General features: G+C 59.5%; 19 protein-coding genes. 12 read left to right on the forward strand and 7 right to left on the reverse strand.

Going from position 1 to position 23,124, the window contains the following annotated elements:
- The 6 genes from B3187_RS01460 to B3187_RS01485 form a co-directional block, all read left to right on the forward strand.
- The coding region (locus B3187_RS01460; RefSeq protein ID WP_286804311.1) for an aldehyde dehydrogenase family protein at positions 1-606 on the forward strand (606 nt) is incomplete at its 5' end.
- 5 nt (positions 607-611) lie between these two features.
- The gene (locus B3187_RS01465; RefSeq protein ID WP_123637460.1) at positions 612-1,772 is read left to right on the forward strand and encodes an isocitrate/isopropylmalate dehydrogenase family protein; all 1,161 of its coding nucleotides are present in this window, start codon (positions 612-614) and stop codon (positions 1,770-1,772) included.
- A 65-nt stretch (positions 1,773-1,837) separates the two neighbouring features.
- Positions 1,838-3,097: an aspartate aminotransferase family protein gene (locus B3187_RS01470; RefSeq protein WP_286804312.1), complete on the forward strand. Its 1,260-nt coding sequence runs from the start codon at positions 1,838-1,840 to the stop codon at positions 3,095-3,097.
- A 28-nt stretch (positions 3,098-3,125) separates the two neighbouring features.
- Positions 3,126-4,070, forward strand: coding sequence for a D-2-hydroxyacid dehydrogenase (locus tag B3187_RS01475; protein WP_123637458.1), 945 nt, complete (start codon positions 3,126-3,128; stop codon positions 4,068-4,070).
- 16 nt (positions 4,071-4,086) lie between these two features.
- Positions 4,087-5,493, forward strand: a complete 1,407-nt coding sequence (locus B3187_RS01480; protein ID WP_286804313.1) for an amidase — start codon at positions 4,087-4,089, stop codon at positions 5,491-5,493.
- A 13-nt stretch (positions 5,494-5,506) separates the two neighbouring features.
- On the forward strand, positions 5,507-6,712 hold the full coding sequence (locus B3187_RS01485) for a pyridoxal phosphate-dependent aminotransferase (RefSeq protein WP_123637456.1): 1,206 nt from the start codon (positions 5,507-5,509) through the stop codon (positions 6,710-6,712).
- A gap of 12 nt (positions 6,713-6,724) precedes the next feature.
- On the opposite strand, the gene dbpA is transcribed toward B3187_RS01485, so the two are convergent.
- The 3 genes from dbpA to B3187_RS01500 all read right to left on the reverse strand — a co-directional run bounded on the left by dbpA (position 6,725) and on the right by B3187_RS01500 (position 10,741).
- On the reverse strand, positions 6,725-8,095 hold the full coding sequence (gene dbpA / locus B3187_RS01490; RefSeq protein ID WP_286804314.1) for an ATP-dependent RNA helicase DbpA: 1,371 nt from the start codon (positions 8,093-8,095) through the stop codon (positions 6,725-6,727).
- 74 nt (positions 8,096-8,169) lie between these two features.
- Entirely contained in the window at positions 8,170-9,084 is a 915-nt protein-coding gene (locus B3187_RS01495; protein WP_123637454.1) for a hypothetical protein, read from the reverse strand.
- Positions 9,085-9,196: 112 nt separating this feature from the next.
- Positions 9,197-10,741, reverse strand: coding sequence for a glutamate synthase-related protein (locus B3187_RS01500; RefSeq protein WP_286804315.1), 1,545 nt, complete (start codon positions 10,739-10,741; stop codon positions 9,197-9,199).
- Between the two features lie 170 nt (positions 10,742-10,911).
- On the opposite strand from B3187_RS01500, the gene B3187_RS01505 reads away from it, so the two are divergent.
- The 5 genes from B3187_RS01505 (at position 10,912) to B3187_RS01525 (ending at position 14,645) form a co-directional block, all read left to right on the forward strand.
- Positions 10,912-11,850 carry a DUF2254 family protein gene (locus B3187_RS01505; protein ID WP_286804316.1) on the forward strand — a complete coding sequence of 313 codons (939 nt, stop codon included), beginning with the start codon at positions 10,912-10,914 and terminating at the stop codon, positions 11,848-11,850.
- A gap of 122 nt (positions 11,851-11,972) precedes the next feature.
- Positions 11,973-12,860 carry a substrate-binding periplasmic protein gene (locus B3187_RS01510; RefSeq protein ID WP_286804317.1) on the forward strand — a complete coding sequence of 296 codons (888 nt, stop codon included), beginning with the start codon at positions 11,973-11,975 and terminating at the stop codon, positions 12,858-12,860.
- Positions 12,857-13,078 carry a DUF2835 domain-containing protein gene (locus B3187_RS01515; RefSeq protein ID WP_123637450.1) on the forward strand — a complete coding sequence of 74 codons (222 nt, stop codon included), beginning with the start codon at positions 12,857-12,859 and terminating at the stop codon, positions 13,076-13,078. The genes B3187_RS01510 and B3187_RS01515 overlap by 4 nt, the downstream gene beginning before the upstream one ends.
- Positions 13,079-13,135: 57 nt before the next feature.
- Positions 13,136-14,158, forward strand: a complete 1,023-nt coding sequence (locus tag B3187_RS01520; protein WP_286804318.1) for a quinone-dependent dihydroorotate dehydrogenase — start codon at positions 13,136-13,138, stop codon at positions 14,156-14,158.
- A gap of 28 nt (positions 14,159-14,186) precedes the next feature.
- Positions 14,187-14,645 (forward strand): methylglyoxal synthase, encoded by a 459-nt coding sequence (locus tag B3187_RS01525; RefSeq protein ID WP_024460280.1) that lies wholly within the window; start codon positions 14,187-14,189, stop codon positions 14,643-14,645.
- A gap of 42 nt (positions 14,646-14,687) precedes the next feature.
- Here the strand turns inward: B3187_RS01525 and B3187_RS01530 are convergent, their stop codons facing one another.
- The 3 genes from B3187_RS01530 to B3187_RS01540 all read right to left on the reverse strand — a co-directional run bounded on the left by B3187_RS01530 (position 14,688) and on the right by B3187_RS01540 (position 17,452).
- On the reverse strand, positions 14,688-15,524 hold the full coding sequence (locus B3187_RS01530; RefSeq protein ID WP_286804319.1) for an SDR family oxidoreductase: 837 nt from the start codon (positions 15,522-15,524) through the stop codon (positions 14,688-14,690).
- 69 nt (positions 15,525-15,593) lie between these two features.
- Positions 15,594-16,616 (reverse strand): DUF3080 family protein, encoded by a 1,023-nt coding sequence (locus B3187_RS01535; protein ID WP_286804320.1) that lies wholly within the window; start codon positions 16,614-16,616, stop codon positions 15,594-15,596.
- A 98-nt stretch (positions 16,617-16,714) separates the two neighbouring features.
- Positions 16,715-17,452, reverse strand: coding sequence for a dienelactone hydrolase family protein (locus tag B3187_RS01540; RefSeq protein WP_286804321.1), 738 nt, complete (start codon positions 17,450-17,452; stop codon positions 16,715-16,717).
- A 150-nt stretch (positions 17,453-17,602) separates the two neighbouring features.
- Here B3187_RS01540 and B3187_RS01545 point away from each other — a divergent pair, with 150 nt between their 5' ends.
- A complete protein-coding gene (locus B3187_RS01545; RefSeq protein ID WP_286804322.1) occupies positions 17,603-20,062 on the forward strand; it encodes a pectinesterase family protein in 2,460 nt (819 codons plus the stop codon).
- A gap of 125 nt (positions 20,063-20,187) precedes the next feature.
- Here the strand turns inward: B3187_RS01545 and acnB are convergent, their stop codons facing one another.
- On the reverse strand, positions 20,188-22,806 hold the full coding sequence (gene acnB, locus B3187_RS01550; protein WP_286804323.1) for a bifunctional aconitate hydratase 2/2-methylisocitrate dehydratase: 2,619 nt from the start codon (positions 22,804-22,806) through the stop codon (positions 20,188-20,190).
- Between the last annotated feature and the right edge of the window lie 318 nt (positions 22,807-23,124).

A 23,124-nucleotide genomic window follows, 5' to 3' on the forward strand; every position in this document is an offset into this window, starting at 1 on the left:
CGCAACACCGGCCAGACCTGCGTGTGCGCGAACCGGTTTCTGGTGCAGCGCAGCGTGCACGATGCCTTCGTTGAAAAACTCACCGAGGCCATGAAGACACTCAAGGTCGGCGACGGTTTTGAAGAAGGGGTCAATCAATCCGCATTGATCAACCGCGCGGCGGTCGAAAAGGTCCAGCAGCATTATCAGGACGCCATGAGCAAAGGGGCCAAGCGGGTCTTCGGTCCGGCACCGGAGGGCGACAGGGGCAACTATGTGGAGCCACTGTTGCTCACCGGTATCAAACCGGAAATGCAGGTCTGTCACGAAGAAACCTTTGGCCCCCTGGCCGCGGTCATGGCGTTTGACTCTGAAGACGACGCCATTCGCCTGGCGAACGATACGCCCTATGGTCTGGCGGCGTACTTTTACAGCCAGAACATTCATCGCGTCTGGCGTGTCGCCGATGCGCTGGAGAGTGGCATTATCGGCGTCAACGAGGGCGCCGTGTCCAATGCCGCCGCACCTTTCGGTGGCATGAAAGCATCGGGACTGGGACGGGAAGGGTCCAGTCACGGTATGGCCGAATACGAGGAAATCAAATACCTCTGCATGGGTGGGGAGTAACGGCCATGGCCCAGCAACCGATCAAGCTGGCGTTGATGCCCGGAGACGGTATCGGTGTGGAAGTGGTCGCCGCGGCCGAACGGGTGCTGGACACCTTGCGCCAGCGGTATGACCTGCCTCTGAGCTGGGACACACTGCCCTGGCCGAGTACCGCCTGGCATCGTGAGCACGGCGAAATGATGCCGGCGGATGCGCTGGAGCGGCTCGGCGACTATCAGGCCCTGTTGTTGGGTGCGCTTGGCGATCCGGGGCCGACCAGCGATCCCAAGCGTTACCGGTTATCCGACGGTGTGTCTCTGGCGCCGTTGCTGACTTTCCGCAAAGGCCTGGATCTCTGGGCCTGTGAGCGCCCGGCGCGCCTGCTTCCGGGAGCGCCCCAGTACCTCGCCGATGAGCGGGCCAAAGATATCGACATGCTGGTCATTCGGGAAAACAGTGAGGGCGAATACGTCAATCAGGGTGGGCGACTGCGCGCCGGCACGCCGGATGAGACCGCCACCCAACTGGAAGTGTTTACCCGCAAGGCCACCGAACGACTGATCCGGCATGCCTTCAATCGGGCCAGGGAGCGACTGACGTTGCGAGAGCAGGACGGCGAGCTGCGCGAGTACCTGTGCGACCGCTCGGGCCTGAAGGGCGCCCAGGTGTGCCTGATTACAAAGCGCAATGCACAACCGCATTGGGGTGAAATGTATACCGAGGTCTTTGAACAGGTCGCGCGGGAGTATCCGGACATTGGCGTGCATCACGAACTGGTGGACGCCGCCTGCATGAAGTTTGTCCAGTGCCCCTGGCAGTTCGATGTCGTGGTGGCCAGCAACCTGCACGGCGACATTCTGACCGACCTGGCCGCCGTGTTGGCCGGTGGACTGGGTGTGGCGCCCTCGTGCAACATCAACCCCGATGACAAGTCCCGGCCGGCCCTGTTCGAGCCGACCCACGGCAGCGCGCCGGATATCGCGGGGCAGGGTATCGCGAACCCGAGCGCCATGCTGTTGACCACGGCGATGATGCTCGACTGGCTCGGTCTGGCGGATGCGGCGCAATCCTTGCGCTCGGCGGTTGCCGAAGATCTGCAGGCACAACATCGTCAATCACAAGAGCAGAACAGCGGTGCGCGCACCACCGATGAGATCACCCAATCCATTCTCGGGCATCTTTCATGAGAATGGATTGAATATCATCACCAATCGTAAATGAAAGCACCATCGAGAAAACAGGAGCACTATCCATGAGCCATCTGTCGCCACTCCTGAAACAGTCCAGTAACGTCTGCGTTGAACACGGCGAGGGCGCCTGGCTTTACGATACTGACGGTCAGGCTTATCTGGACTTTACCTCGGGTATTGGAGTCACCGGCACGGGCCACTGCCATCCCACGGTGGTCAAGGCGGCACAGGAGCAGGTGGGTAAAGTCATTCATGCCCAGTACACCACGGTGACCCATGAACCCATGCTCAAATTGACCGATCGCCTGGTGGAAAAAATGCCCAAGGGCATCGATTCGGTGGCGTTTGCCAACTCCGGTTCCGAGGCGGTCGAAATGGCCTTGCGGCTGGCTCGACACGCCACCGGCCGGGCGAACATCCTGACCTTTCACGGCGGTTTTCATGGTCGGACCATGGCCGCTGCCTCTATGACCACCTCCGGTACCAAAGTGCGCACCGGGTTTCACCCCATGATGGCCGGGGTGGTGACAGCCCCCTTTCCCCACGCCTATCGCTATGGTTGGGACGAACAGGCGGCGGTGGAGTTCTGCCTGCGCGAGCTGGATGAAATCCTGAAAACCCACAGTGCGCCCTCAGATACTGCGGCCATGATCATTGAGCCGGTGCAGGGTGAATATGGCTATTACCCGGCTCCGAAGGTCTTTCTGGAAGGCATCGCCCAGCGCTGTAAAGACCACAACATCCTGTTGATTGCCGATGAAATCCAGGCCGGCTACGGCCGCACCGGGCGCTTCTGGAGCCATGAACATGCCGATGTCCACCCAGACATTGTCATTACCGCCAAAGGCTTGGCCAGTGGTTTTCCGCTGTCGGCGATTGCCGCGTCCCAGTCGCTGATGAACCAAGGCTTGCCCGGTTCGCAGGGTGGGACCTACGGTGCCAATGCGGTGGCCTGTGCCGCTGCGTTGGCGACACTCGACGTGGTCGAGGGCGAGAAGCTGGTCGCCAATGCCGCCGAGCGAGGCGAACAGCTGTATGCTCGGTTGGAGGCGTATAAGAAAGAGTACGCCTGGATCGATGACCTGCGTGGTCGGGGGTTGATGCTGGGCATGGAGATCGCCCACAGCCCGGATCGACCCCGAGCGGACATTGCGGAAAAACTGGCAAAGGAGTCCGAGAAGCGTGGACTGCTTTTGCTGCGCTGCGGCACCGCCGGGCAGATCATCCGCTGGTTGCCGCCGCTGGTGGTTTCGGCGGAAGAAGTGGACGATGCGGCGGACCGTTTCGGCAAAGTGCTCGAAGCCGTTGCCTCTGAACTGTAACGACTGAATCGACTCAAAGGGATCCATCATGACCGAAGTAGCGGTACTCACGGCCGACGACGAACCGGATCTGCCAGGCCTGGATGGGCTGCCCGATTCGGTTCGGGTGACCCACGTGAGAGACGAGCAGGCCCTGACCGAGGCGCTGACCCGAGCCGACATTCTGGTGGTCACCGACTTCCGTTCAGGAATGATCGAGCGCTGTTGGCCTGAAAAGCCCAGCGTGCGTTGGGTGCATGCCACCAGCGCGGGGGTGGATGCGCTGATGTTCCCGGCGCTGCGCGACAGCGACATTCCCGTGACCAATGCCCGGGGCATTTTCAATCGAGGTATTGCCGAATATGTGCTGGGGGCCATTCTGTTGTTTGCCAAAGACACCATGGGGAACCTCAACTACCAGCGTCTGCATCGCTGGCAGCACCGGGAAACCCGGCTGATTGATCGCCAACGTGTACTGATAGTCGGCGCCGGTTCGATTGGCACCACGGTGGGGCAGTTGCTCAATGCGGCGGGGCTCGAGGTTGAAGGCACCGCCCGAACCGAGCGGACTATTGAAGGGTTTCGCAAGGTGCACGCCCAGGAAGACATGATGGCGGTGTTGCCCCATGTCGATTATGTGGTGATCACCGCGCCGTTAACACCGGATACCGAAGGCCTGTTCGACCGGGAAACCTTTCGGGCCATGAAGCCGTCGGCGCATCTGATCAACGTCGGGCGCGGGCCCATTGTGGCCTCTGAGGCGTTGCTTGCGGCGCTGGAACAGGGTGACATTGCCGGGGCGGCGCTGGATGTCTTCGAGGAAGAGCCCCTGCCCGAGAATCATCCCCTGTGGGATAAACCCAATGTGATGATTTCCGCCCACATGGCCGGTGACTTTATCGGCTGGCGCCGGGCGCTGGGCGAACAATTCACCGACAACTTCACCCGCTGGCAGGCGGGTGAAGCACTGAACAATCTGGTATCCAAAGGCTGACCGGGGAGGGCCGTTGATGAGCCAAACGATGTTGCGGATGACCGCGGTAGAACTTCTGGAGCAGTATCGGGACGGGTCCCTGTCACCGGTCGAGGTGGCCACGGCCATGCTCGATCAGATTGAGCGGGTGGATTCCGAAACCAACGGGTTTTGCCTGGTGGATCGCGACACCACCCTGGCGCTGGCGCGCGAGTCCGAACAGCGCTATCAACAGCATCAGCCCCAGGGTACGCTCGACGGTGTGCCGGTGGCGGTGAAGGATGTGTTTTTTACCCCCATGTGGCCCACCCGTAAGGGCTCTCTGGCGGTGGACCCCAAACATACGCTGGACAGGACGACCCCCTCCACCGCGGCACTGGCCCGCCACGGTTATGTGCCCATCGGCAAAACCACCACCTCGGAATTCGGCTGGAAAGCGGTGACCGACAATCCGGTCGATGGGGTAACCAATAACCCCTGGAACCCACAGAAAACCGCCGGTGGTGCCAGTGGCGGCAGCGCCGTGGCGGTGGCGTTGGGGATGGCACCACTGGCGCTGGGCACGGACTCCGGTGGTTCCATCCGTATTCCCGCGTCCTTCTGCGGCCTGGTGGGTTTCAAACCCTCCGCGGGCGAAGTACCCCACTGGCCCGCCAGTCCGTTCGGCTTGCTGACCCAGGCGGGCCCCATGACTTGGACGGTGCAGGATTGTGCCCTGATGATGAATGTGATCACCGAGCATGATCATCGCGACACCCGGGCCATTCCCCGTCGACATATTGATTATCTGGGGAACCTGGGGCGCAGTATCAAAGGGCTGCGCATCGCCTACAGTCCCAATCTGGGCTATGTCGACGTTGACCCGGAGGTTGAACGGGCGGTGGCGCAGTCGGTTGAACTGTTCCGGGAGCTGGGCGCCGAGGTGGTCCGGGTGGACCCGGGCTTCAGCGATCCTTTACCCGCCTTTGGCCATCTGTTCTACGGCGGCGCGGCCAATGCCATGCGCGAGCTGGGCACCAAAAAACGCGAGCGGATGGACCCTCAGTTGGTCAAGGTCGCGGAAAAGGCCGGCAGACTGACCATGATTGATTATATGGGCGCGGTGGATGAATCCATGCGCCTGCGTGAGCGCATGGCGAATTTCCACCAGAAGTACGATCTGCTGTTGACGCCCACCTTGCCCATTACCGCGTTCAAGACCGGACGGGAAGTCCCGGAGGACTGGCCCAATACCCGCTGGCCCACCTGGACGCCCTTTACCTATCCGTTCAACATGACCGGGCAGCCCGCCATTACCGTGCCCTGTGGTTTTGATTCGGGTGGTATGCCCATCGGCCTGCAACTGGTGGGGGCGCGCTATAATGACGCTTTGGTGTTGCAAACCGCCGATGCGTATCAGCAGGCCAACGATCTGACCGATCGTCGTCCGGCACTGATGTCTTGAAGGGGGAAGCGGTATGCCACTGAGCAATATGGATTTCGAGTTCTACGAATCCGAGGATCCCATCTGGAATCCGGCCTTGATGACCATTCCGATTCCGGGCATCCGGAAAATGGTCAACCTGGCGTCCACCATGGACGATGTGATTCATCTGTCCATCGGCCAACCGGACCTGCCGACGCCTCAGAATGTGATCAACGCGGGGGTGGAAGCGCTGCAGCGTGGCCAGACCGGCTACACCATGGATGCCGGCCTGCCCGAGTTGCTGGAGTCGCTCGCGATCTACTACGGCGAGCGGTACCAGCGGACCTTGAGCCCGGACAACATCATGATCACCACCGGCGCCACCGAGGCGCTTTACCTGGCGCTGACCGCCGTGTCCGCGCCGGGGCGGCATTTCATCGTGCCAGATCCGGCGTTCATGTTGTACTCCCCATTGATCCGGATGAACGGGGGGGAGGTCACCGAAATTCCCACCCGCGCGGAAAACAATCACCAACTGGATCCCCAGGAAGTCATCGACGCGATCGAGCCCCATACCTACGGTATTGTGCTCAATTCACCGAGTAATCCCACCGGTACGGTCTATCCGCGGGAAACCCTGGAGGCGATTGTTGAAGAAGCCGCTTATCGCGGTATCCAGATCATCAGTGATGAGGTGTACGACCATCTCATTTACGACGGAAAAACCTACCCATCGGTGTTGTCCTGCTGCAGCGATCTCGATCATGTAATGGTGGTCAGTAGTTTTTCCAAAACCTACAGCATGGCGGGTATGCGCATCGGTTGGCTGATTGGCAGTCAGGGGGCGATCAAAAAACTGCGTCGCTACCACATGTTCACCACCACCGTGGCCAATACCCCGTTCCAGTGGGCCGGGGTGGCGGCACTGCACGGCGGCAATGATTTCATCAATCACATGCTCAAGGAATACACCGCGCGCCGGGATCGTCTGGTGGAGCTGGTGGAGCAGACGCCGCACATGACCGGCTATGTCCCGGAAGGGGCGTTTTACCTGTTTCCGTCATTGCCGGAGGGCGCCAACGGTACCAATATCGCGTTGCGTCTGCTCAAGGAAACCGGGGTGTGCACCATCCCCGGGGAAACCTTTGGCAGTAGCTGCAGCAATTCCCTGCGGCTGAGCTATTCCACCTCCATGGACAATATCGAGAAAGCGTTCGAGCGCATCATTCCCTGGATGGAACAGCAGGACTTCGACTGACGAGGCATCCGCTTATCGCACCAGGCGGGCGCGGAACTGTCGGCCTTTCAGTTTGCCTTTGTTGATCATCTCCAGGGCGATCGTGGCTTCCGAGCGTTTGACCGCGACGTAGGCTCGCAGGTCCTGCAGGTGTATTTTGCCCACCTGTTGACCGTCCAGTCCGCCGGGTGCGGTGAGCGCACCGAGAATATCGCCCCGGCGTACTTTCTGTTTTTTCCCGCCGTCGATCTGCAAGGTGGCCATCGGCGCCCGATAGGGCGGCTGTGTGAGAATGCCCTTGTCCGGTAGCGGCTCGATGGTGAGTGAGTCCCCCAGGCGGGCCAATTTGAAACGTTCTTTTTCATCAAACAGGGTAATGGCCTTCCCCTGGCGGCCGGCACGGCCGGTGCGCCCCACCCGATGCGTGTGCACCGCGCTGTCCCGGGCGATTTCATGGTTGATCACCAGGTCCACGGCGTCGATATCCAGCCCTCGGGCGGCGACGTCTGTGGCCACCAGGATCGAACAGCTGTTGTTGTCAAACAGCACCATGGTCTGATCCCGCTCTCTCTGATCCAGATCACCGTGCAGCGCCTGGGTGTTGAGACCATTCTGGTTCAGGTGTTGGGTCAGGGCTTTGACGCCCTGTTTGGTATTGCAGAATACCAGGGCGGCGTTCGGTCGTTCCGCCAACAGCAGCAGACGCACCGCTTCGGGGCGGGACAGCCCGTCAATCGGCGAAAAAAGCTCTTCAATGCTGCGCTCATCGTGACGCTCCTCAACGGTAATGCGAACCGGTTGATTCATGATCCGCTGTGCGATGGATTCAATTTCCGGAGGAAAAGTGGCGCTGAACAGCAGTGTCTGTCGGTCCGAGGGGATGTGTTCGACAATCCGGTCCAGCACGGGTTGAAACCCCATATCCAGCATCCGGTCCGCTTCATCAAGCACCAGGGTATCCACGGTGCTCAGATTCAGCGTGCCTTTGCGAAGATGGTCCTCGATCCGCCCGGGTGTGCCCACAACGATGTGCGCACCGTGCTCCAGAGAGCCGATCTGCGGTCCGATCGGCACACCGCCGCAAAGCGTCAACACTTTGATATTGGTCAGGGTTCGCGCCAGGGTGCGCACTTCCTCGGCCACCTGGTCGGCCAGCTCCCGGGTCGGGCACAGCACCAGTGACTGAATGCGAAAGCGTTGCGCCTGAAGCTTGTGCAACAGGCCCAGCCCGAAGGCGGCGGTTTTACCAGAACCGGTACGTGCCTGAACGATCACATCCCGGCCGGCCAGCACCTCGGGTAGGCTCTGGGCCTGAACCGGCGTCATCTGGTGGTACGCCAGGGAATCCAGGTTGCGAAGCAGAGCAGGATCGAGGGGCAGGGTCGCAAAGTCGGTAGGGGTCAAAAGTCACTCTCTCAAAAAATGGATTGAATCGGATAAGTGTCCGGTGTTGTTCCGGCATTCAGAGCGGGACGGCGTCAATCGGTGATGGCTTGTTGTCGCTGCGACTCCAACGTCACAATGGACGGCAGCAGATAGGGCTTGTCGTTGGCATAGAAAGAACGGTCAATATTGGTATTGTTCAGATAAAACACCCGTCTTGTTTCGAGGTTCAGCAGGCTGAGCGTATCACTGAAATAGTGATAAAACAGCGCGTCCCACTGACCGGTTTCGTGCGCTTTTTTCAGACCGAAGTTCAATCGCTCGGCCAGTTCCGGTTGCTTTCGGGATACAAAAAAGTACATCGGCAGGTAAGTGTATATGGCAATCTCATCCACCATCGCCAGGTCGGGCATGTCGGGCTGGTAGACCTCCAGTTCGGGCTTGATTTCGTACACCCCGCGCATGAGTAACTGGAAGCGATCTCCCAGCAGCATCGGAAACAGTGTCTCGTAAGGCCCGCCGTACACGACCTCAAAGCCGTTATCCTCGAGGATTTTAGCGGTAGACCAGCCCGCGCCCTGTCCGATTTTCAGGGTTTTGAGCGCTGCCAGACCTTCAATGGCATTGACCCGCTCCAGATTCTGACGGTGGCTGAAAAACAGGCGGTAACTGGCCAAGCCCTTCATGATAGGAAACGGAATCTGTTCGGCATTGTTCAGCCATTCCGGCATGGGCATGGAGATGGCGACCGACAAACGCTCATTTTTCTGTAGTTCAAGTAACTGACGGCGGATAACGGTTTGGGACGGCTGCTGCACGATTTTATAGGGGCCATAGCGCTGTTCGGACAGCGCCAGGGCGAGGGTCAGCAAATCAATGGCATAGTCCAGGTGCAGCCCCGCCCGCTCCATATAGGGGATGTCGACCACCACTTCCGCCGCCTCCGTTGACCGGGCGGCGAAGGTGGCCTGGCAGAGTGCCAATAGAAGCAGTAGGGCTGTCAGTCGCATCGGGCGGATCAGAGCCTGTCGTTGAGTCTGTCCACCCATGATAATCGAATGTTGCGGTGACGTCTGCTCCGGAGGCGCCAACCACACCCTGGGCGCCTCCAGACAAGCGGGTTCAGGGGGTGCCGATGCCCGCGTATCGAACCCCCGACAGGAGAGCCATCTCCCGATGCCAGGTGGCCAGGTCTTCCTGGTTGAGGTCCCGCAGCGCGTTGTGACCGCAGGCCCTGGCCATGACGCTCATCAACTGCACCGATGCGTCAAAGAAAGTACTCAGACGCTCGGCGGATTGATCGACATTGAGTCGCTTGCGCAGATCCTCGCGCTGTGTGGCGATACCGGCGGGGCAATTGTTGGTATTGCAGATTCGCGCTCCCACACAGCCGACCGCCTGAATGGCGCTGTTGGACAGTGCGATACCGTCGGCGCCCAGTGCCAGCGCCTTCACAAAGTCCATGGGAACCCGGAGTCCACCGGTGATGATGAGGGTCACCCGGCCACTGGCTTTCTGCTCATCCAGATAGCGCCGGGCCCGCGCCAGGGCGGGAATGGTGGGCACGCTGATGTGATCGCGGAACATCTCGGGGGCCGCACCCGTGCCGCCGCCCCGACCGTCCAGAATGATGTAATCCGCACTGGCATCCAGCGCGAATTGAATGTCCCGCTCGATATGGTTGGCGCTCAATTTGAAACCGACCGGGACGCCACCCGATATCTCCCGCACCCGGTCAGCGAAGCGCTTGAAATCCTTGACGCTGGACAGGTCCTTGAACGTGGGTGGAGAGGTGGCGGGTTCGCCAGCGGTTATCTGGCGAACTTGAGCGATCTTTTCGGTGTTTTTGTTACCCGGTAAATGACCACCAGTGCCGGTCTTGGCGCCCTGACCCCCTTTGAAGTGGAACGCCTGGATATCGCTCAACAGCTTCTCCTTGTAGCCAAACTTGGCGCTGGCGAGCTCGTAAAAATAACGACTGTTTTCGGCTTTTTCTTCCGGGAGCATGCCGCCTTCGCCGGAGCAGATGCCGGTGCCGGCCCGCTCGGCACCTTTGGCCAAGGCCACTTTAGCTTCCTCCGATAAGGCGCCAAAGCTCATATCGGAGACCAATAGGGGAATCTTCAGACTGAGTGGTTTTTTCGCCTCGGGCCCGACCACCAGTTCCGTATCAATGGAGACATCCTCCATCAGGGGCTTTGTCGCCATCTGGGCGACCATGATCTGGAGGTCATCCCAGTGGGGCAGTTCGTTGCGCGGGACGCCCATGGCCGATACCGGCCCGTGGCTGCCGAGATTTTTCAGTCCTTCCCGTGCGAGCAGGTGAATGAATTCGACTGTGGGCTCCTCCGGTGTCGCTTTGGCGGTTGGAGCACCACTCTGCTCGTCCTTTTCCCAGGCAGGCCCCTCTTTCCCCACCTGATCATCACTGAACTGCTTGTGAGTACCGTCGCAGAAGGGGGCATCGTCGGTGTGCTTGCATTGACAGAGAAAGGCATCGCCGTCTTTTTCGGCCTTGAACATCTTGGGGGTAAAGCCGGTTCCGGAGTGGGAGCCATCGCAGAAGGGTTGATCCTTGGAGCGCCCGCAGCGGCAGAAAGCGTACTCTTCGCCTTTTTTGAGTGTCACTTTGGCGGGTTTGTTGTCGGCGATCACGGGCTGGCTCATGGTGGCTCCTTGTTATGTGGGTACAGGTATTACCGATGGGTTGCGCTCTGGGTACGCCTATCCTTGAATAATAGATGTGTTTTCCGCAGAACCCAAACGCTTGACGCTTCAGGGTGCCGGGCCTAGGCTTTAGGCGCTATGGCTTAACGGCGGCAGGCCTATCTGAATTTATGAAACCATCCTCTTTCCTGAGGTTAGACCGGGTGCGTTTTCTCGTCCAGCGAATTCGAGAGCGCCTTTGGGTGAAACCCCTGGCGCTTTGCGTGCTTTCTGTCGGCGGTGTATTCCTGGCCAAGCTCGCAGAAGGCGCCCCATTTGCCGACATTCTCCCTGTCGTCAGTCTCGACTCGGTGGAAGCGCTGCTCTCGGTGATGGCATCCAGCATGCTGGTGATAGCGACCTTCGCCGTGGGCTCCATGGTCGCGGCCTACGCCTCCGCGAGCACGGCCGCCACGCCTCGATCCATTCCCCTGGTGATTGCCGATGATGTCACCCAGAGCGCGCTGTCGGCCTTTATTGGCGCTTTCATCTTCAGTCTGGTGGCGCTGATCGCGGTCACAAATGGCTACTTTCAGGGGGCCGGCCTGTTCACCATCTTTGCCCTGACCGTATGGGTCTTTGGCATTGTCATCATTACCTTTGTCCGCTGGGTCGATCGCATTGCCCGGCTGGGGCGGGTGGTCAACACCATTGAACGGGTTGAAGAGTCGACGGCTGAGGCGCTGTCTCCCGGCGTCAACGATCCGGGGACCGCGATCGATGTGATTGGCACCCTGGTGCGTCTGTTCACCCTCTGGCGCCGGCCCCTGGAGCAGGGCGAGCTAGCCGCGACACGGTACGATCGGGTATGGGTCCCCGAGCTGTCAGTGGATGATCTGTTTGATGATGTTTTTACCGCGATTGCCCGGGATGGTGCCGGGATTGCCGAAGTGGCGATTCGACTTCAGAAGGCGCTGTGTGCTCTTGCGGCTCTGGAGGATCAGACCATGGTCTGCGCCGCAACCCGGCACTCCCGACTGGCACTGGCGCGTTCAGATCGCGCCATGGACCTGGCCGAGGACCGGGCGTCGGTACGCGCCGTCGCGCTGTCCAAAACTGTCGATACCTGACGACCCTTCGGTTGAAAATGGCGATGCGTCGTGCTTTGAATTGGTGCGTGAATTCGTTATTGTGCCTATGGTTCCGCAGTTCTTGATGATTAATAACTATTATGCGGATAGGGCGAGAAAAAATGCGACTTCAGGTTATAAAAACGGTGTGGAAAGGGGTGCTCCTGGCAGTGGTACTGAGCGGTGCTTCCTGGGCCGACAGCAATACCGCTGAGGGTGAGGCACTGGTGATTCGATACCCGGTGCTGGGCGAAGAATACGGCCAGACTTGGCCCAACTACTTTCTGGAGCTACTGACCCTGGCGCTGGATAAGGCGGGGGAGGAGTATGTTCTGGATCCCGTCACGCTATCAAACTTTCGTGAGAGTCGCAGTGTTATGTCTGTGGCGAAAGGCATGTACGACATCCACTGGATGAATACCAACAAGACCCGAGAGACTGTGTTGCGCCCCATTCGGGTGCCGCTGTTCAAAGGGTTGATCGGCTGGCGATTGCTGATGGTTCGTTCGGGCGACGAGGACCAGTTTGCCAACATGACTGACCTGGCACCGCTGCGAGACCTGAAAACCGTCCAGGGGCATGACTGGCCAGATAGCGCCATTCTGGAACATAACGGTCTGCCCGTGATCCGCACGCCCCACTGGGAGGGGATGTTCAAGATGCTGTACGCCGGTCGGGTCGACTACTTTCCCCGCTCGGTGGTGGAAGTCTGGAAAGAGCAGCGGGTGTTCTCCGAGCTGGAGCTGGCAGTGGATGAACATGTGGTTCTGGTCTATCCATCGGCGTATTACTTTTTTGTACGCCGGAACAACGAGCGCCTGGCCGAGGCGATCGAGCGCGGTCTGTTGGCCGCCATTGACGATGGTTCATTTGATCGGGTGCTTATGGCACACTTCGGAGAGAGTCTGAAGCGGGCCCGTCTCAATGAGCGTACCCTCATTCGCCTGGACAACCCGTTGATGACGCCCGACACCCCACTGGACCGCCCGGAGCTGTGGTATCGCCCTTGAACGCCGTAATCGTCAATCTCTATATTTCCCCGGATGAATATCAGCGCTGGTACCAGGGGAGCGCTCAGAGCGTGCTTGCCCAGACCGTCGATGGCCGCAGTGTACGCTTCCCGGCGCCGATACTGCGGCAGTTTGTTACCCGCGAGGGAATCCGGGGCCGATTCCGGATTCATTTCGATGCCGACAATCGCTTCAAGAAAATCGAAAAAATCGACTAGAAACCCGAAATCCAGTATCCTTTGACGCTGTTTCACCTCGCTGCAAAGAGCCCCTGCATGTATTCGCTGATTCGCAACGCCCTGTTCAAACTGGACCCTGAAACCGCTCACCACATCAGCCTGGACTGGCTGGGGGCGGCAGAGCGTCTGAAGCTGCTGCCGTTGTTCAAACCCAAAGCGGCGTACAACCCGGTCGAAGTCATGGGGCTGCGCTTTGCCAACCCTCTGGGCCTGGCCGCCGGACTCGACAAAAACGGTGATTATTTCAATGCGCTGGGCGCGCTCGGTTTCGGCTTTGTCGAAATCGGCACGGTCACCCCCAAGCCCCAGCCGGGAAACCCTAAGCCGCGACTGTTTCGCCTGCCGGAGCAAGAGGCGATCATCAACCGGATGGGGTTCAACAATTTGGGTGTGGATCACCTGGTGGAGCAGGTCAAGCGTCGTCGTTATTCCGGTATCCTGGGAATCAATATCGGCAAGAACGCCACCACGCCTCTGGAAAATGCCGTTGATGACTATCTCTTCTGTCTCAATCGGGTGTACGAACACGCCGAGTACATCACGTTCAATATTTCCTCTCCGAATACCCCGGGGCTGCGTGATCTTCAGTTTGGTGACAGCCTGGCCCGTATGCTTGAGCGTCTGAAAGTGGAGCAACAGAAACACTATCAGGCCATTGGGCGCTATGTCCCCCTGGTCGTGAAAATCGCGCCGGACATGGATGATGTGGCCATCGAGCAGGTCGCCAAGGTCTTGCTGGAGCAGGGTATGGACGGGGTGATCGCCACCAATACCACCATTGGCCGGGAAGGGGTCGAGGGGTTGGCGCACAGTGAAGAGACCGGTGGCCTCAGTGGTCTGCCGGTTCGCGATAAAAGCACGCATGTCATTGCGTCCTTGCACAGTCACCTGAAGGACCGGTTGCCGATTATTGGCGTGGGCGGTATCAGCGATGGCGCCAGTGCCGTCGAAAAAATGGCCGCGGGTGCCCGGTTGGTTCAGGTGTACACCGGATTCATCTATCAGGGGCCTCGACTCATTGCCGATGTCACTCGGGCCCTGGCCGAGAAACGCGATTAACCGATAACGATTCTAAAGCGAGTGGAGTATGGAATTTAAAACCGTAACCCTGCCCAACAACAAAAGCATTGCGTTGGTGGCACATGACAACAAAAAGCAGGATCTGGTGGCCTGGTGCAGCAAGCACCGGGAGACCCTGAAGAGCCATACGCTCTACGCCACGGGAACCACCGGAACGGTGATCGCCAATGCGACACAACTGCCGATCAACAAACTGATCAGCGGTCCACTGGGCGGTGACCAGCAAGTGGGTTCGTTGATCACTGAAGGCAAAGTGGATTTTCTGATTTTTTTCTGGGATCCGTTCGAGCCGATGCCCCACGACCCGGATGTAAAAGCGCTATTGCGTATCGCCGCGGTGTGGAACATTCCCGTGGCCTGCAACCAGATATCGGCCGATTTCATGGTGGCCTCGCCGCTGTTCAACAACGAAGTGGATCGCTCCATTCCGGACTACGAAGCGTATATGGCAAAACGGGCACAATAAAAGTGCCCGTGGATTACCGTCTGATGAATGACAGATAGTCGCTCAGGTGGCCACTTTCCCCAGGATTTTATCCAGCCTCCGGGTGCTCAGCACCCGCTTCAGATAGCCCATCAGGTAGGTCGGAAAGGTGACGTAGTAGCGCGGCTTGGGTCGGTTACTTTCCAGTGCGTGTTTCAGGCGTTTGTAGACCGCATCCGGCCCCAGAGTGAATCGCTGAGTGGGCCCCTTTTTGCTCAGACGCTCAATGGCATTTTCGTACTTTTCCCGATGCCGGCTGTTCTGCATGTCGATATTGCTTTTCAGCGCCGCCAGTGCGTTTTTACGGAAATCACTCAATATCGGGCCGGGCTCTATCAGGCTGACATGGACACCGGTTCCTTCGAGTTCCAGGCGCAAGGTGTCGGTCAATCCCTCCAGGGCAAACTTGCTGGCATTGTAAGCCCCCCGAAAAGGCATGGCGGCGAAGCCCAGCACGGAACTGTTCTGAATGATGCGCCCTTCACCGGCGGCAATCATGGCGGGGAGCAGGGCATTGGTCAGCTCCGCCCAACCAAAAAAGTTGGTTTCAAACTGCCGGCGCAGGGTGTCCCGGTTGAGATCTTCGACTGCACCGGGCTGACCATAGGCGCCATTGTTGAACAGGGCGTACAGCCTCCCGTCACACAATTGCAGGGTTTCCTCGACGGCCCGGTGGATGCTGCCGGAGTCCGCAACATCCAGTTGAATGCAGGTCAGGCCCTCGGCCTGCAGGCGGGAGACATCGGGCAGTTTTCGACAGCTGGCAATGACGCGGTAGCCGTCTTGTTGCAGTGCTTTGGCGCAGTGGTAACCAATGCCGGTGGAGGCGCCGGTTACCAGAACGGTTTTGGTGTCGGACATGCGGAATGATCTCGCCGTTTGTTGAACCATTAGAACGGCATGCAGTGTACTGGATTTTTCCGGCCCCGGTCACCTCGACGGAATCGCCTTGCTGTCGCAGCCATCGAACAGGGTTTGCCAGTGAGCCACGTGGTCACGCAGGCTGTTCTGGAAGGCGAGGTGTTGCGTGGTCACTTGATCAAAAAATGGCTCAATGGCAGGCCTCAGTTCGGCGGACTGTTGGTCCAGCAGCGCTTCATAGTGCGTCATGACGTTGTTGGCTCGACGATTGACTGCCGCCAGCCAGGGCTGAACCTCACCCACAAATACCTTCACCATGACGTTGCGGGCGTATTCGAGCTCTCGCTTCGGCAGGCCCGCCGGGCAGAGCATTTTCTGCTGATGGGCTCGTTCCAGCATCCGGTTGGCCGCTTGGGTATAGCGCTCGCCAAGCACCAGGCTCTGCAGCAGTTTGCCGCCCAGAGCGTATTGCTCCAGCGCCTTGTATTGCGATTCGAGCTCCGGACGTTCCGGCCACTGTTGCTGTTCCAGGCGCTCTGGCAATCGCGATAGAAAGGCGAGGGCGGTCAGCGCTTCCTGGAAAGTGGCCTCCCGGCCGGGTTCCAGTGGCGTGGTGGATGGGCTCCAGAAAGCCCGCAGCTCCGGTGCCGCCGCACTGGCATTCCAGTAGCGAGCCGGCCACTGCTGTTGCTTGCGCCGCTCGAGGTCTTCGGCCAGCGCCACCAGTTCTGCGTCGTCCAGTGTCCGGATGCAATGGCGCAGTCGCTGGAGAATACGACCGTCCATGTGCAGGTGCTGGGAGGGGACCATCACCCGCCCGAGAATACTGTTGCGTTCGCCCAGTACCTCGGCCAGGCCGCACTGACGAAACCCCCAGAAATCCAATAGATTGATGGACAGGGGCTCCAGCTCGACCTGCAGTTCCCGCGGTGGCGGCATACGGGGTGCGGGCTCAGCGGCTATGGCGGGAATATCTACGGATAACACCCTGGATAATCGAGTCAGGTAGTCGTCCAGCATCGCCTCGGCCGGCGGCGTTGGCTGGCAGGCGGATAGCAGGGCAGTCGTTAGCAGGCAGGTAATAACACGCATACCGCTATTGTACGCTCCCGAAACCGATACGGACGAGCCACGGGTGCGGTGGGCTCAGGACATTGGCGGCGAAATACCGTCAGGGTCCCTGACCGCTCTCAGCGCAGCGCTTTCCGAAACAGACTGACCGCCATCTGGTAGCACTGCAATGCCAACTCCGGATCGTAGCGATCGCCCTCATCGCGCATGAACGCGTGCTGGCCGTTGACTTCCAGCCAGCTGAAGGTACAGCCCGCGTCCCTGAGAGCGCGATTGATCTCCGCCCTAGGTTGATCCGGAACGTGTGGGTCCTGACGGCCCCAGATCATCAGCAGCTCCCCCTGGATCTCGCCGGCCCGGGCGAGGGTCTGGTCTTCGTCGGGTGCCGGTAGGGTATTTGAATGCAGGTCGGTGGCGTACAGACAGCAGGCCGCCTTGATCGCCGGATTCAACGCGGCGCGAAAGGCCAGGTGCCCACCCAGGCAGACTCCCATGCTGCCCACTGCGCCTGAGTAGTATTGCTGCTTCTCCAGAAACGCGACCATAGCCCCGGTGTCGCTATCGTGATCCTTCAGCGGCTTGGCGAACTTGTCGTTGTTGCCTTTTTCCTTGCCGGCGTCGTCGTAGCCCAGCACGGTGCCAATCGGATTCAGCTCGTGGGCCACCTCGGGTACCAGGACGACGAAGCCGTGCCCGGCCACGATCGCCGCTGAACGGGCGATGGGGGCGGTCTGCTGAAAAATTTCCGAGTAGAAAATGATGGCCGGATAGCGACCTTCGGCCGCGGGGCGGTACACGTAGGTGCGCATGGTGCCGGTGGGAGTGTCGAGATCGACATGGTCGTTTTGTATCAGCATGGTCGGGTCCGTCAATAGCGGGTGGTCGGGAAATACCACAGTATAACCAAAGAGCCTAAGCCGGGGGCTTGACCGGCCGGCGAGCGACTGAGATTATTTGGGGGTCATTTGATATGACATATTATAAATAATTACGTGAGAGTAAAAACAATGAATCAACCAAAATGGCTGTACGTGCTGCTGTTGAGCAGTGCGCTGGCCGCCTGTGGCGGCTCTTCATCCCCGGAAAACGGTTCCTCCTCCAGCAGTTCATCCTCAAGCAATCCGGCCTCCTCCAGCAGCGCGAGCGCCTCGTCAGAGCCGGCGTCGACGGTATTTGTCTGCCCGGAGAGCGGGTTGTACTTCTGTGACGACTTCTCCGATGGCACGGCCGATCAGTGGGTTCTGCAGTCGTCCCCGGATAACCCGGAGGGTGAACCCAACGGTACCTTCGATGTGGTGGAGGATGGCGACAACCACGTGTTGCGCTTCACCGCCGCCAGTCAGGGCGGCGAGTTGGCCTTTATCGACGTGAGCGCTCTTGAAATCCCGTCGGAAGACTACTACGTGGAAGCGCGGATACGCCCCCGCGAAAACAGCACCACCGGAAACAAGTTCCTGTACCTGATGGCACGCTATCACAGTGAAGGTAACTGGTATGCCGCGGGTCTGAATGTGCAGAACAACACCGACAGTACCAAGGTGGAGATCGCCAAGTCGGTGGACGGCACGATCGATCGTCCGGTCCAGGTGGGCCGGGAAATCGTCCAGGGCCCCAGAGATACGCTGGAGGGCGGGCAGTGGTACACGGTCCGTTTTGAGTTGATCGGCGATACCCTGACGGTCTACTTCAATGGTGAGAATGTCGGCTCCCATACCGATACCGACTACACCGGTATTGGCGATATAGGGCTGTTTACCGCCAACAAGTCGTTTGAGATTGATGATGTGGTCATCGGTGATCCGGCCAACAAGCCGGTGCAGTTGACCATTGATCCGGCCAGTAGTGAATGGATTGCCGAGGCGCAGACCGATGATTATGTGATCGACGTAACGGCGGTGCAGAGCAATGGGGATCCGGATACGTTCAGCGTCGAGTCCTCGAATACGGCGGTGGTCGGTGTCGACGTGCAGGGCAATCAGGTGCACTTGAGCCCCTTGGCCGAGGGCGAGGCGACCATCACCTTTACCAGCGGCTCTGATGCGACTCTGATCCGAACCATTGAAGCCACAATCACTCCGGCGTTCGTCCAGCCAACCGCGGTTTACGATCTGGCTGAACGAGTTGTTCCCGCCGTTGGTGCAACCGATATTCTGCGCGATACCCGGATCAAACTGACCTTTGACGATGTTCCCACGCTCGGTGCGGCGGGCTCGGCCCGTATTTACCGCGCCAGTGATGACGCTGTGATCGACAATATCAGTGTATTGGGCGAGCAGGACAGCCTGCCATCGGCCGATCGTGCGCGCACCCTCAACACGGAGCAGATCTGGGTCGAGGGCAACAGCGTGGTGATCGCGCCCCATTACGGAGTTCTGGAGCCCGGCGAAACCTATTATGTCGCCATTGCCGATGGGGTGATTAACGGCACCCTCAATGGGGCTGAATTTGAAGGTCTCGGTAAAGACGCCGCCTGGACGTTTAGCACCACGGCGGATGCCCCTTCCGGTAATGAGCTGACGGTGGCCGAAACCGGCGAGGCGGATTTCCGCACGGTGCAGGGCGCACTGTCTTATGCCATGTTGGAGTTGGGCAAAGACGATGCGGTGACCATCAATGTGATGAACGGCACTTACCGTGAACCGCTGTACCTGCGCAACAAGAACAACCTCACCCTGCGCGGCGAGAGCCGGGAGAATACCCGCATCGAGTACCGCAACAACGAGCAGCTCAATGGTGGCACCAGTGGTCGCCCATTGTTCCTGGTCGAGTCTGCGGACCTGTTGGTTCTTGAGCACCTCACGATCGAGAATACCACCCTTGTCGGGGAGGGTGGTCAGGCCGAAACCATTTACTTCAATAGCCCCCATCGCCTGGTGGCCAAAGACGCTGCCTTTCTGAGCGAGCAGGACACCCTGTTGCTTAAAGGTTACAGCTGGTTCTATGAGTCCCTGGTTGCTGGCAACGTGGATTACATTTGGGGTTATGTGGAGGCGGCGCTGTTTGAAAACAGTGAGATTCGCACGGTGGGTCGCTCCGATGGCGGTAGCGGTGGCTATATCCTTCAGGCCCGCACACCGGACAGCGTCAAAGGCTTTGTGTTCCTGAACAGCGAGCTGACCCGCGGTGAAGGACCGACCGGTGCCAATGTGGCTGACAATACGTTTGCCCTCGCGCGCAGCGGCGGCAGTCAGGACTATTTCGACAATGTGGTATTCGTCAATACCCGGATGGATGACCACATCCGTTCAAGTGCCTGGCACACCGACCCGACTCCCAACCCGGAAACCGCCACTGCCACTAACGGCTGGCGCGAATACAACAGCATGGATATCAATGGCGACCCGCTGGATACCAGCGGTTGGGTGAGCTATTCACTGAGCCAGCAGGAGTACGAAACCGAGTTCTCTTCAAGGGAGCAAATTTTCTCTACCTATAACGGTGGCGAAGGCTGGAACCCTCAGCCGTAAACAGGGTCGGCTGACAACGACGGCGTTATGCCACTCATTGGCAAGTTTGTGCGACGCCACAAAAATGAAAAAGCCCGCTGACTCACGCCAGCGGGCTTTTTTGTGGGCGATGAGGGTAGGGCGGTTTACACCGCCACTTCCTCAATCTGCACCGACGCGATGCGCTTACCTTCGTCCGCCGACTTCTGGTATTCCTCAATTTCGTTGAAGTTGAGGTAGCGGTAGATATCGCTGGCCATGCTGTTCAGGCCTTTGGTGTACTCCAGGTACTCCGACGGGGTGGGCAGCTTGCCGGTGATGGCGGCTACCGCGGCCAACTCGGCCGAGGCCAGGTAGACGTTGGCACCCTGACCCAGACGGTTCGGGAAGTTACGGGTGGAGGTGGATACCACCGTGGAGTTCGGAGCCACTCGCGCCTGGTTACCCATGCACAGAGAGCAGCCGGGCATTTCGGTGCGGGCGCCTTTGCTGCCAAAGATGTTGAAGTAGCCTTCTTCCATCAGCTGGTGCTCGTCCATTTTGGTGGGCGGTGCAATCCAGAGACGGGTGGCCAGCTCCTCTTTGGTGGCTTCCAGCAGTTTGCCGGCGGCACGGAAGTGACCGATGTTGGTCATGCACGAACCGATGAACACTTCATCGATCTTGGTTTCCTGCACGTCGGACAGTTTCTTCACATCGTCCGGATCGTTCGGGCAGGCCAGCAGCGGCTCGGTGATTTCCGCCAGATCGATTTCGATCACTTCGGTGTATTCTGCGTCCGCATCGGCTTCCATCAGCTCCGGGTTGTCCAGCCACTCTTCCATCTTGCGCGCACGACGCTCCAGGGTACGCACGTCGCCGTAGCCCTGTTCGATCATCCAGCGCAGCATGGTGATGTTGGACTTCAGGTACTCGATGATCGGCTCTTTGCCCAGCTTGATGGTACAGCCGGCGGCGGAACGCTCGGCCGAGGCATCGGAGATTTCGAAGGCCTGTTCGACTTTCAGGTCCGGCAGACCTTCCACTTCCAGAATGCGGCCGGAGAAGATGTTTTTCTTACCTTTCTTCTCGACGGTCAGCAGACCCTTCTGGATGGCGTAGTAGGGGATGGCATTGACCAGGTCACGCAGGGTGATACCCGGCTGCATGTCGCCCTTGAAGCGCACCAGAACCGATTCCGGCATATCCAGCGGCATTACGCCGGTAGCCGCGGCAAAGGCCACCAGGCCAGAACCGGCCGGGAAGGAGATGCCCAGGGGGAAACGGGTGTGGGAGTCACCGCCGGTGCCCACGGTATCGGGCAGCAGCATACGGTTCAGCCAGCTGTGAATGATGCCGTCCGCCGGGCGCAGGGACACACCGCCACGGGTCATGATGAAGTCGGGCAGGGTGTGCTGGGTGTCGATGTCCACCGGCTTGGGGTAGGCGGCGGTGTGGCAGAAGGACTGCATGGTCAGGTCGGCGGAGAAGCCGAGGCAGGCCAGGTCTTTCAGCTCATCGCGGGTCATGGGGCCGGTGGTGTCCTGGGAGCCGACGGTGGTCATGTAGGGCTCGCAGTAGGTACCGGGGCGCACACCTTCCATGCCACAGGCCTTGCCGACCATCTTCTGGGCCAAGGTGTAACCCTTGCCGGTGTCCTTGGGCTGCTCGGGCTTGCGGAACAGGTCGGAAGGGGCCAGGCCCAGGGATTCGCGGGCCTTACCGGTCAGACCACGACCGATGATCAGCGGAATCCGGCCGCCGGCCTGGACTTCGTCCAGCAGTACTTCGGACTTCAGACCAAATTCGCAAATCAGCTCGCCGGTCTCGCCATTGAGAATCTTGCCTTCATAGGGACGCACTTCGATGACGTCGCCCATGTTCAGGTCGTCCACCGGCGCTTCGAATACCAGCGCGCCGGCGTCTTCCATGGTGTTGTAGAAAATCGGCGCCACTTTACTGCCGATACAGACGCCACCGGTGCGCTTGTTGGGCACACCCGGGATGTCTTCACCGATGTACCAGAGCACGGAGTTGGTGGCGGATTTACGCGAGGAGCCGGTGCCGACCACATCCCCCACCATGGCCAGCGGGTAGCCTTTCTTCTTTAGCTCGTCGATCTGCTTGATCGGGCCGATGGTGCCGGGTTCGTCCGGGGTCAGGCCTTCGCGCTCGTTTTTGTACATCGCCAGGGCGTGCAGCGGGATATCCGGGCGGGACCAGGCGTCCTGGGCTGGGGACAGGTCGTCAGTGTTGGTTTCACCGGTGACCTTGAATACGGTCAGCTTGATGCTCTCGGGGACTTTCTGGCGCTTGGTGAACCACTCGGCATCGGCCCAGGATTGCAGAACGCCTTTGGCAAATTCGTTGCCGGCTTTGGCTTTTTCTTCCACGTCGTGGAAAGCGTCGAACATCAGCAGGGTGTGCTTGAGTTCGTCGGCGGCCAGGGGAGCCAGAGCCGTGTTGTCCAGCAGCTCGACCAGGGTTTCGATGTTGTAACCGCCGTGCATGTTGCCCAGCAGTTTGACGGCGTGTTCTTTGGAGATCAGAGGGGTTTCGGCTTCGCCTTTCACGATGGCGCTCAGGAAAGCGGCTTTGACGTAAGCGGCTTCATCCACACCGGCGGGGACGCGATGGCTGATCAGCTCGACCAGGGTCTCTTCTTCGCCAGCGGGTGGGTTTTTGAGCAGTTCGACCAGTTCGGCAACTTGTTCTGCGTTCAGCGGTTTGGGGGGTACGCCTTCCGCGGCGCGTTCCGCGACGTGAGTACGATAGGCTTCAAGCACGATTGAGTTCCTCTGATTTTGTGGGGTTACTCTCTCAACAGGATCTCTGCCTTGAGAGACTATCCATGACCGTCATGGATGCGAGTGGACCCAGGGTCCGGCGCCGCGCCCCGGGAGGCGGTTGATGGCACGGCTCAACGGCGGCGGATTATACAGCAACCCCCCTTAACTGTGTAGGGCGCCCGGATCGGCTCCCGCCCGCTCCTGCCCGCTGGGTTGGTCTGACGTGAGTAATCCAACCGAGAACGATTGGTGATCGAACTTGGTGCTCTGGATAAAGCGCTCCGCCGGGGCATACCCTTGTGAGACACGCCGTGA

The organism is Marinimicrobium sp. UBA4209 (assembly GCF_002381585.1).
Classification (GTDB): domain Bacteria; phylum Pseudomonadota; class Gammaproteobacteria; order Pseudomonadales; family Cellvibrionaceae; genus Marinimicrobium; species Marinimicrobium koreense.

What these genes read in the sequence shown, in the direction of transcription:
- B3187_RS01525 (WP_024460280.1), top strand. Translation starts at nt 14,187, where the DNA reads ATGGAATTTAAAACCGTAACCCTGCCCAACAACAAAAGCATTGCGTTG.
- B3187_RS01475 (WP_123637458.1), top strand. Translation starts at nt 3,126, where the DNA reads ATGACCGAAGTAGCGGTACTCACGGCCGACGACGAACCGGATCTGCCA.
- B3187_RS01535 (WP_286804320.1), bottom strand. Translation starts at nt 16,616, where the DNA reads ATGCGTGTTATTACCTGCCTGCTAACGACTGCCCTGCTATCCGCCTGC.
- B3187_RS01495 (WP_123637454.1), bottom strand. Translation starts at nt 9,084, where the DNA reads ATGCGACTGACAGCCCTACTGCTTCTATTGGCACTCTGCCAGGCCACC.
- B3187_RS01485 (WP_123637456.1), top strand. Translation starts at nt 5,507, where the DNA reads ATGCCACTGAGCAATATGGATTTCGAGTTCTACGAATCCGAGGATCCC.
- B3187_RS01540 (WP_286804321.1), bottom strand. Translation starts at nt 17,452, where the DNA reads ATGCTGATACAAAACGACCATGTCGATCTCGACACTCCCACCGGCACC.
- B3187_RS01470 (WP_286804312.1), top strand. Translation starts at nt 1,838, where the DNA reads ATGAGCCATCTGTCGCCACTCCTGAAACAGTCCAGTAACGTCTGCGTT.
- B3187_RS01480 (WP_286804313.1), top strand. Translation starts at nt 4,087, where the DNA reads ATGAGCCAAACGATGTTGCGGATGACCGCGGTAGAACTTCTGGAGCAG.
- B3187_RS01545 (WP_286804322.1), top strand. Translation starts at nt 17,603, where the DNA reads ATGAATCAACCAAAATGGCTGTACGTGCTGCTGTTGAGCAGTGCGCTG.
- B3187_RS01500 (WP_286804315.1), bottom strand. Translation starts at nt 10,741, where the DNA reads ATGAGCCAGCCCGTGATCGCCGACAACAAACCCGCCAAAGTGACACTC.
- B3187_RS01465 (WP_123637460.1), top strand. Translation starts at nt 612, where the DNA reads ATGGCCCAGCAACCGATCAAGCTGGCGTTGATGCCCGGAGACGGTATC.
- B3187_RS01510 (WP_286804317.1), top strand. Translation starts at nt 11,973, where the DNA reads ATGCGACTTCAGGTTATAAAAACGGTGTGGAAAGGGGTGCTCCTGGCA.
- B3187_RS01505 (WP_286804316.1), top strand. Translation starts at nt 10,912, where the DNA reads ATGAAACCATCCTCTTTCCTGAGGTTAGACCGGGTGCGTTTTCTCGTC.
- B3187_RS01530 (WP_286804319.1), bottom strand. Translation starts at nt 15,524, where the DNA reads ATGTCCGACACCAAAACCGTTCTGGTAACCGGCGCCTCCACCGGCATT.
- B3187_RS01520 (WP_286804318.1), top strand. Translation starts at nt 13,136, where the DNA reads ATGTATTCGCTGATTCGCAACGCCCTGTTCAAACTGGACCCTGAAACC.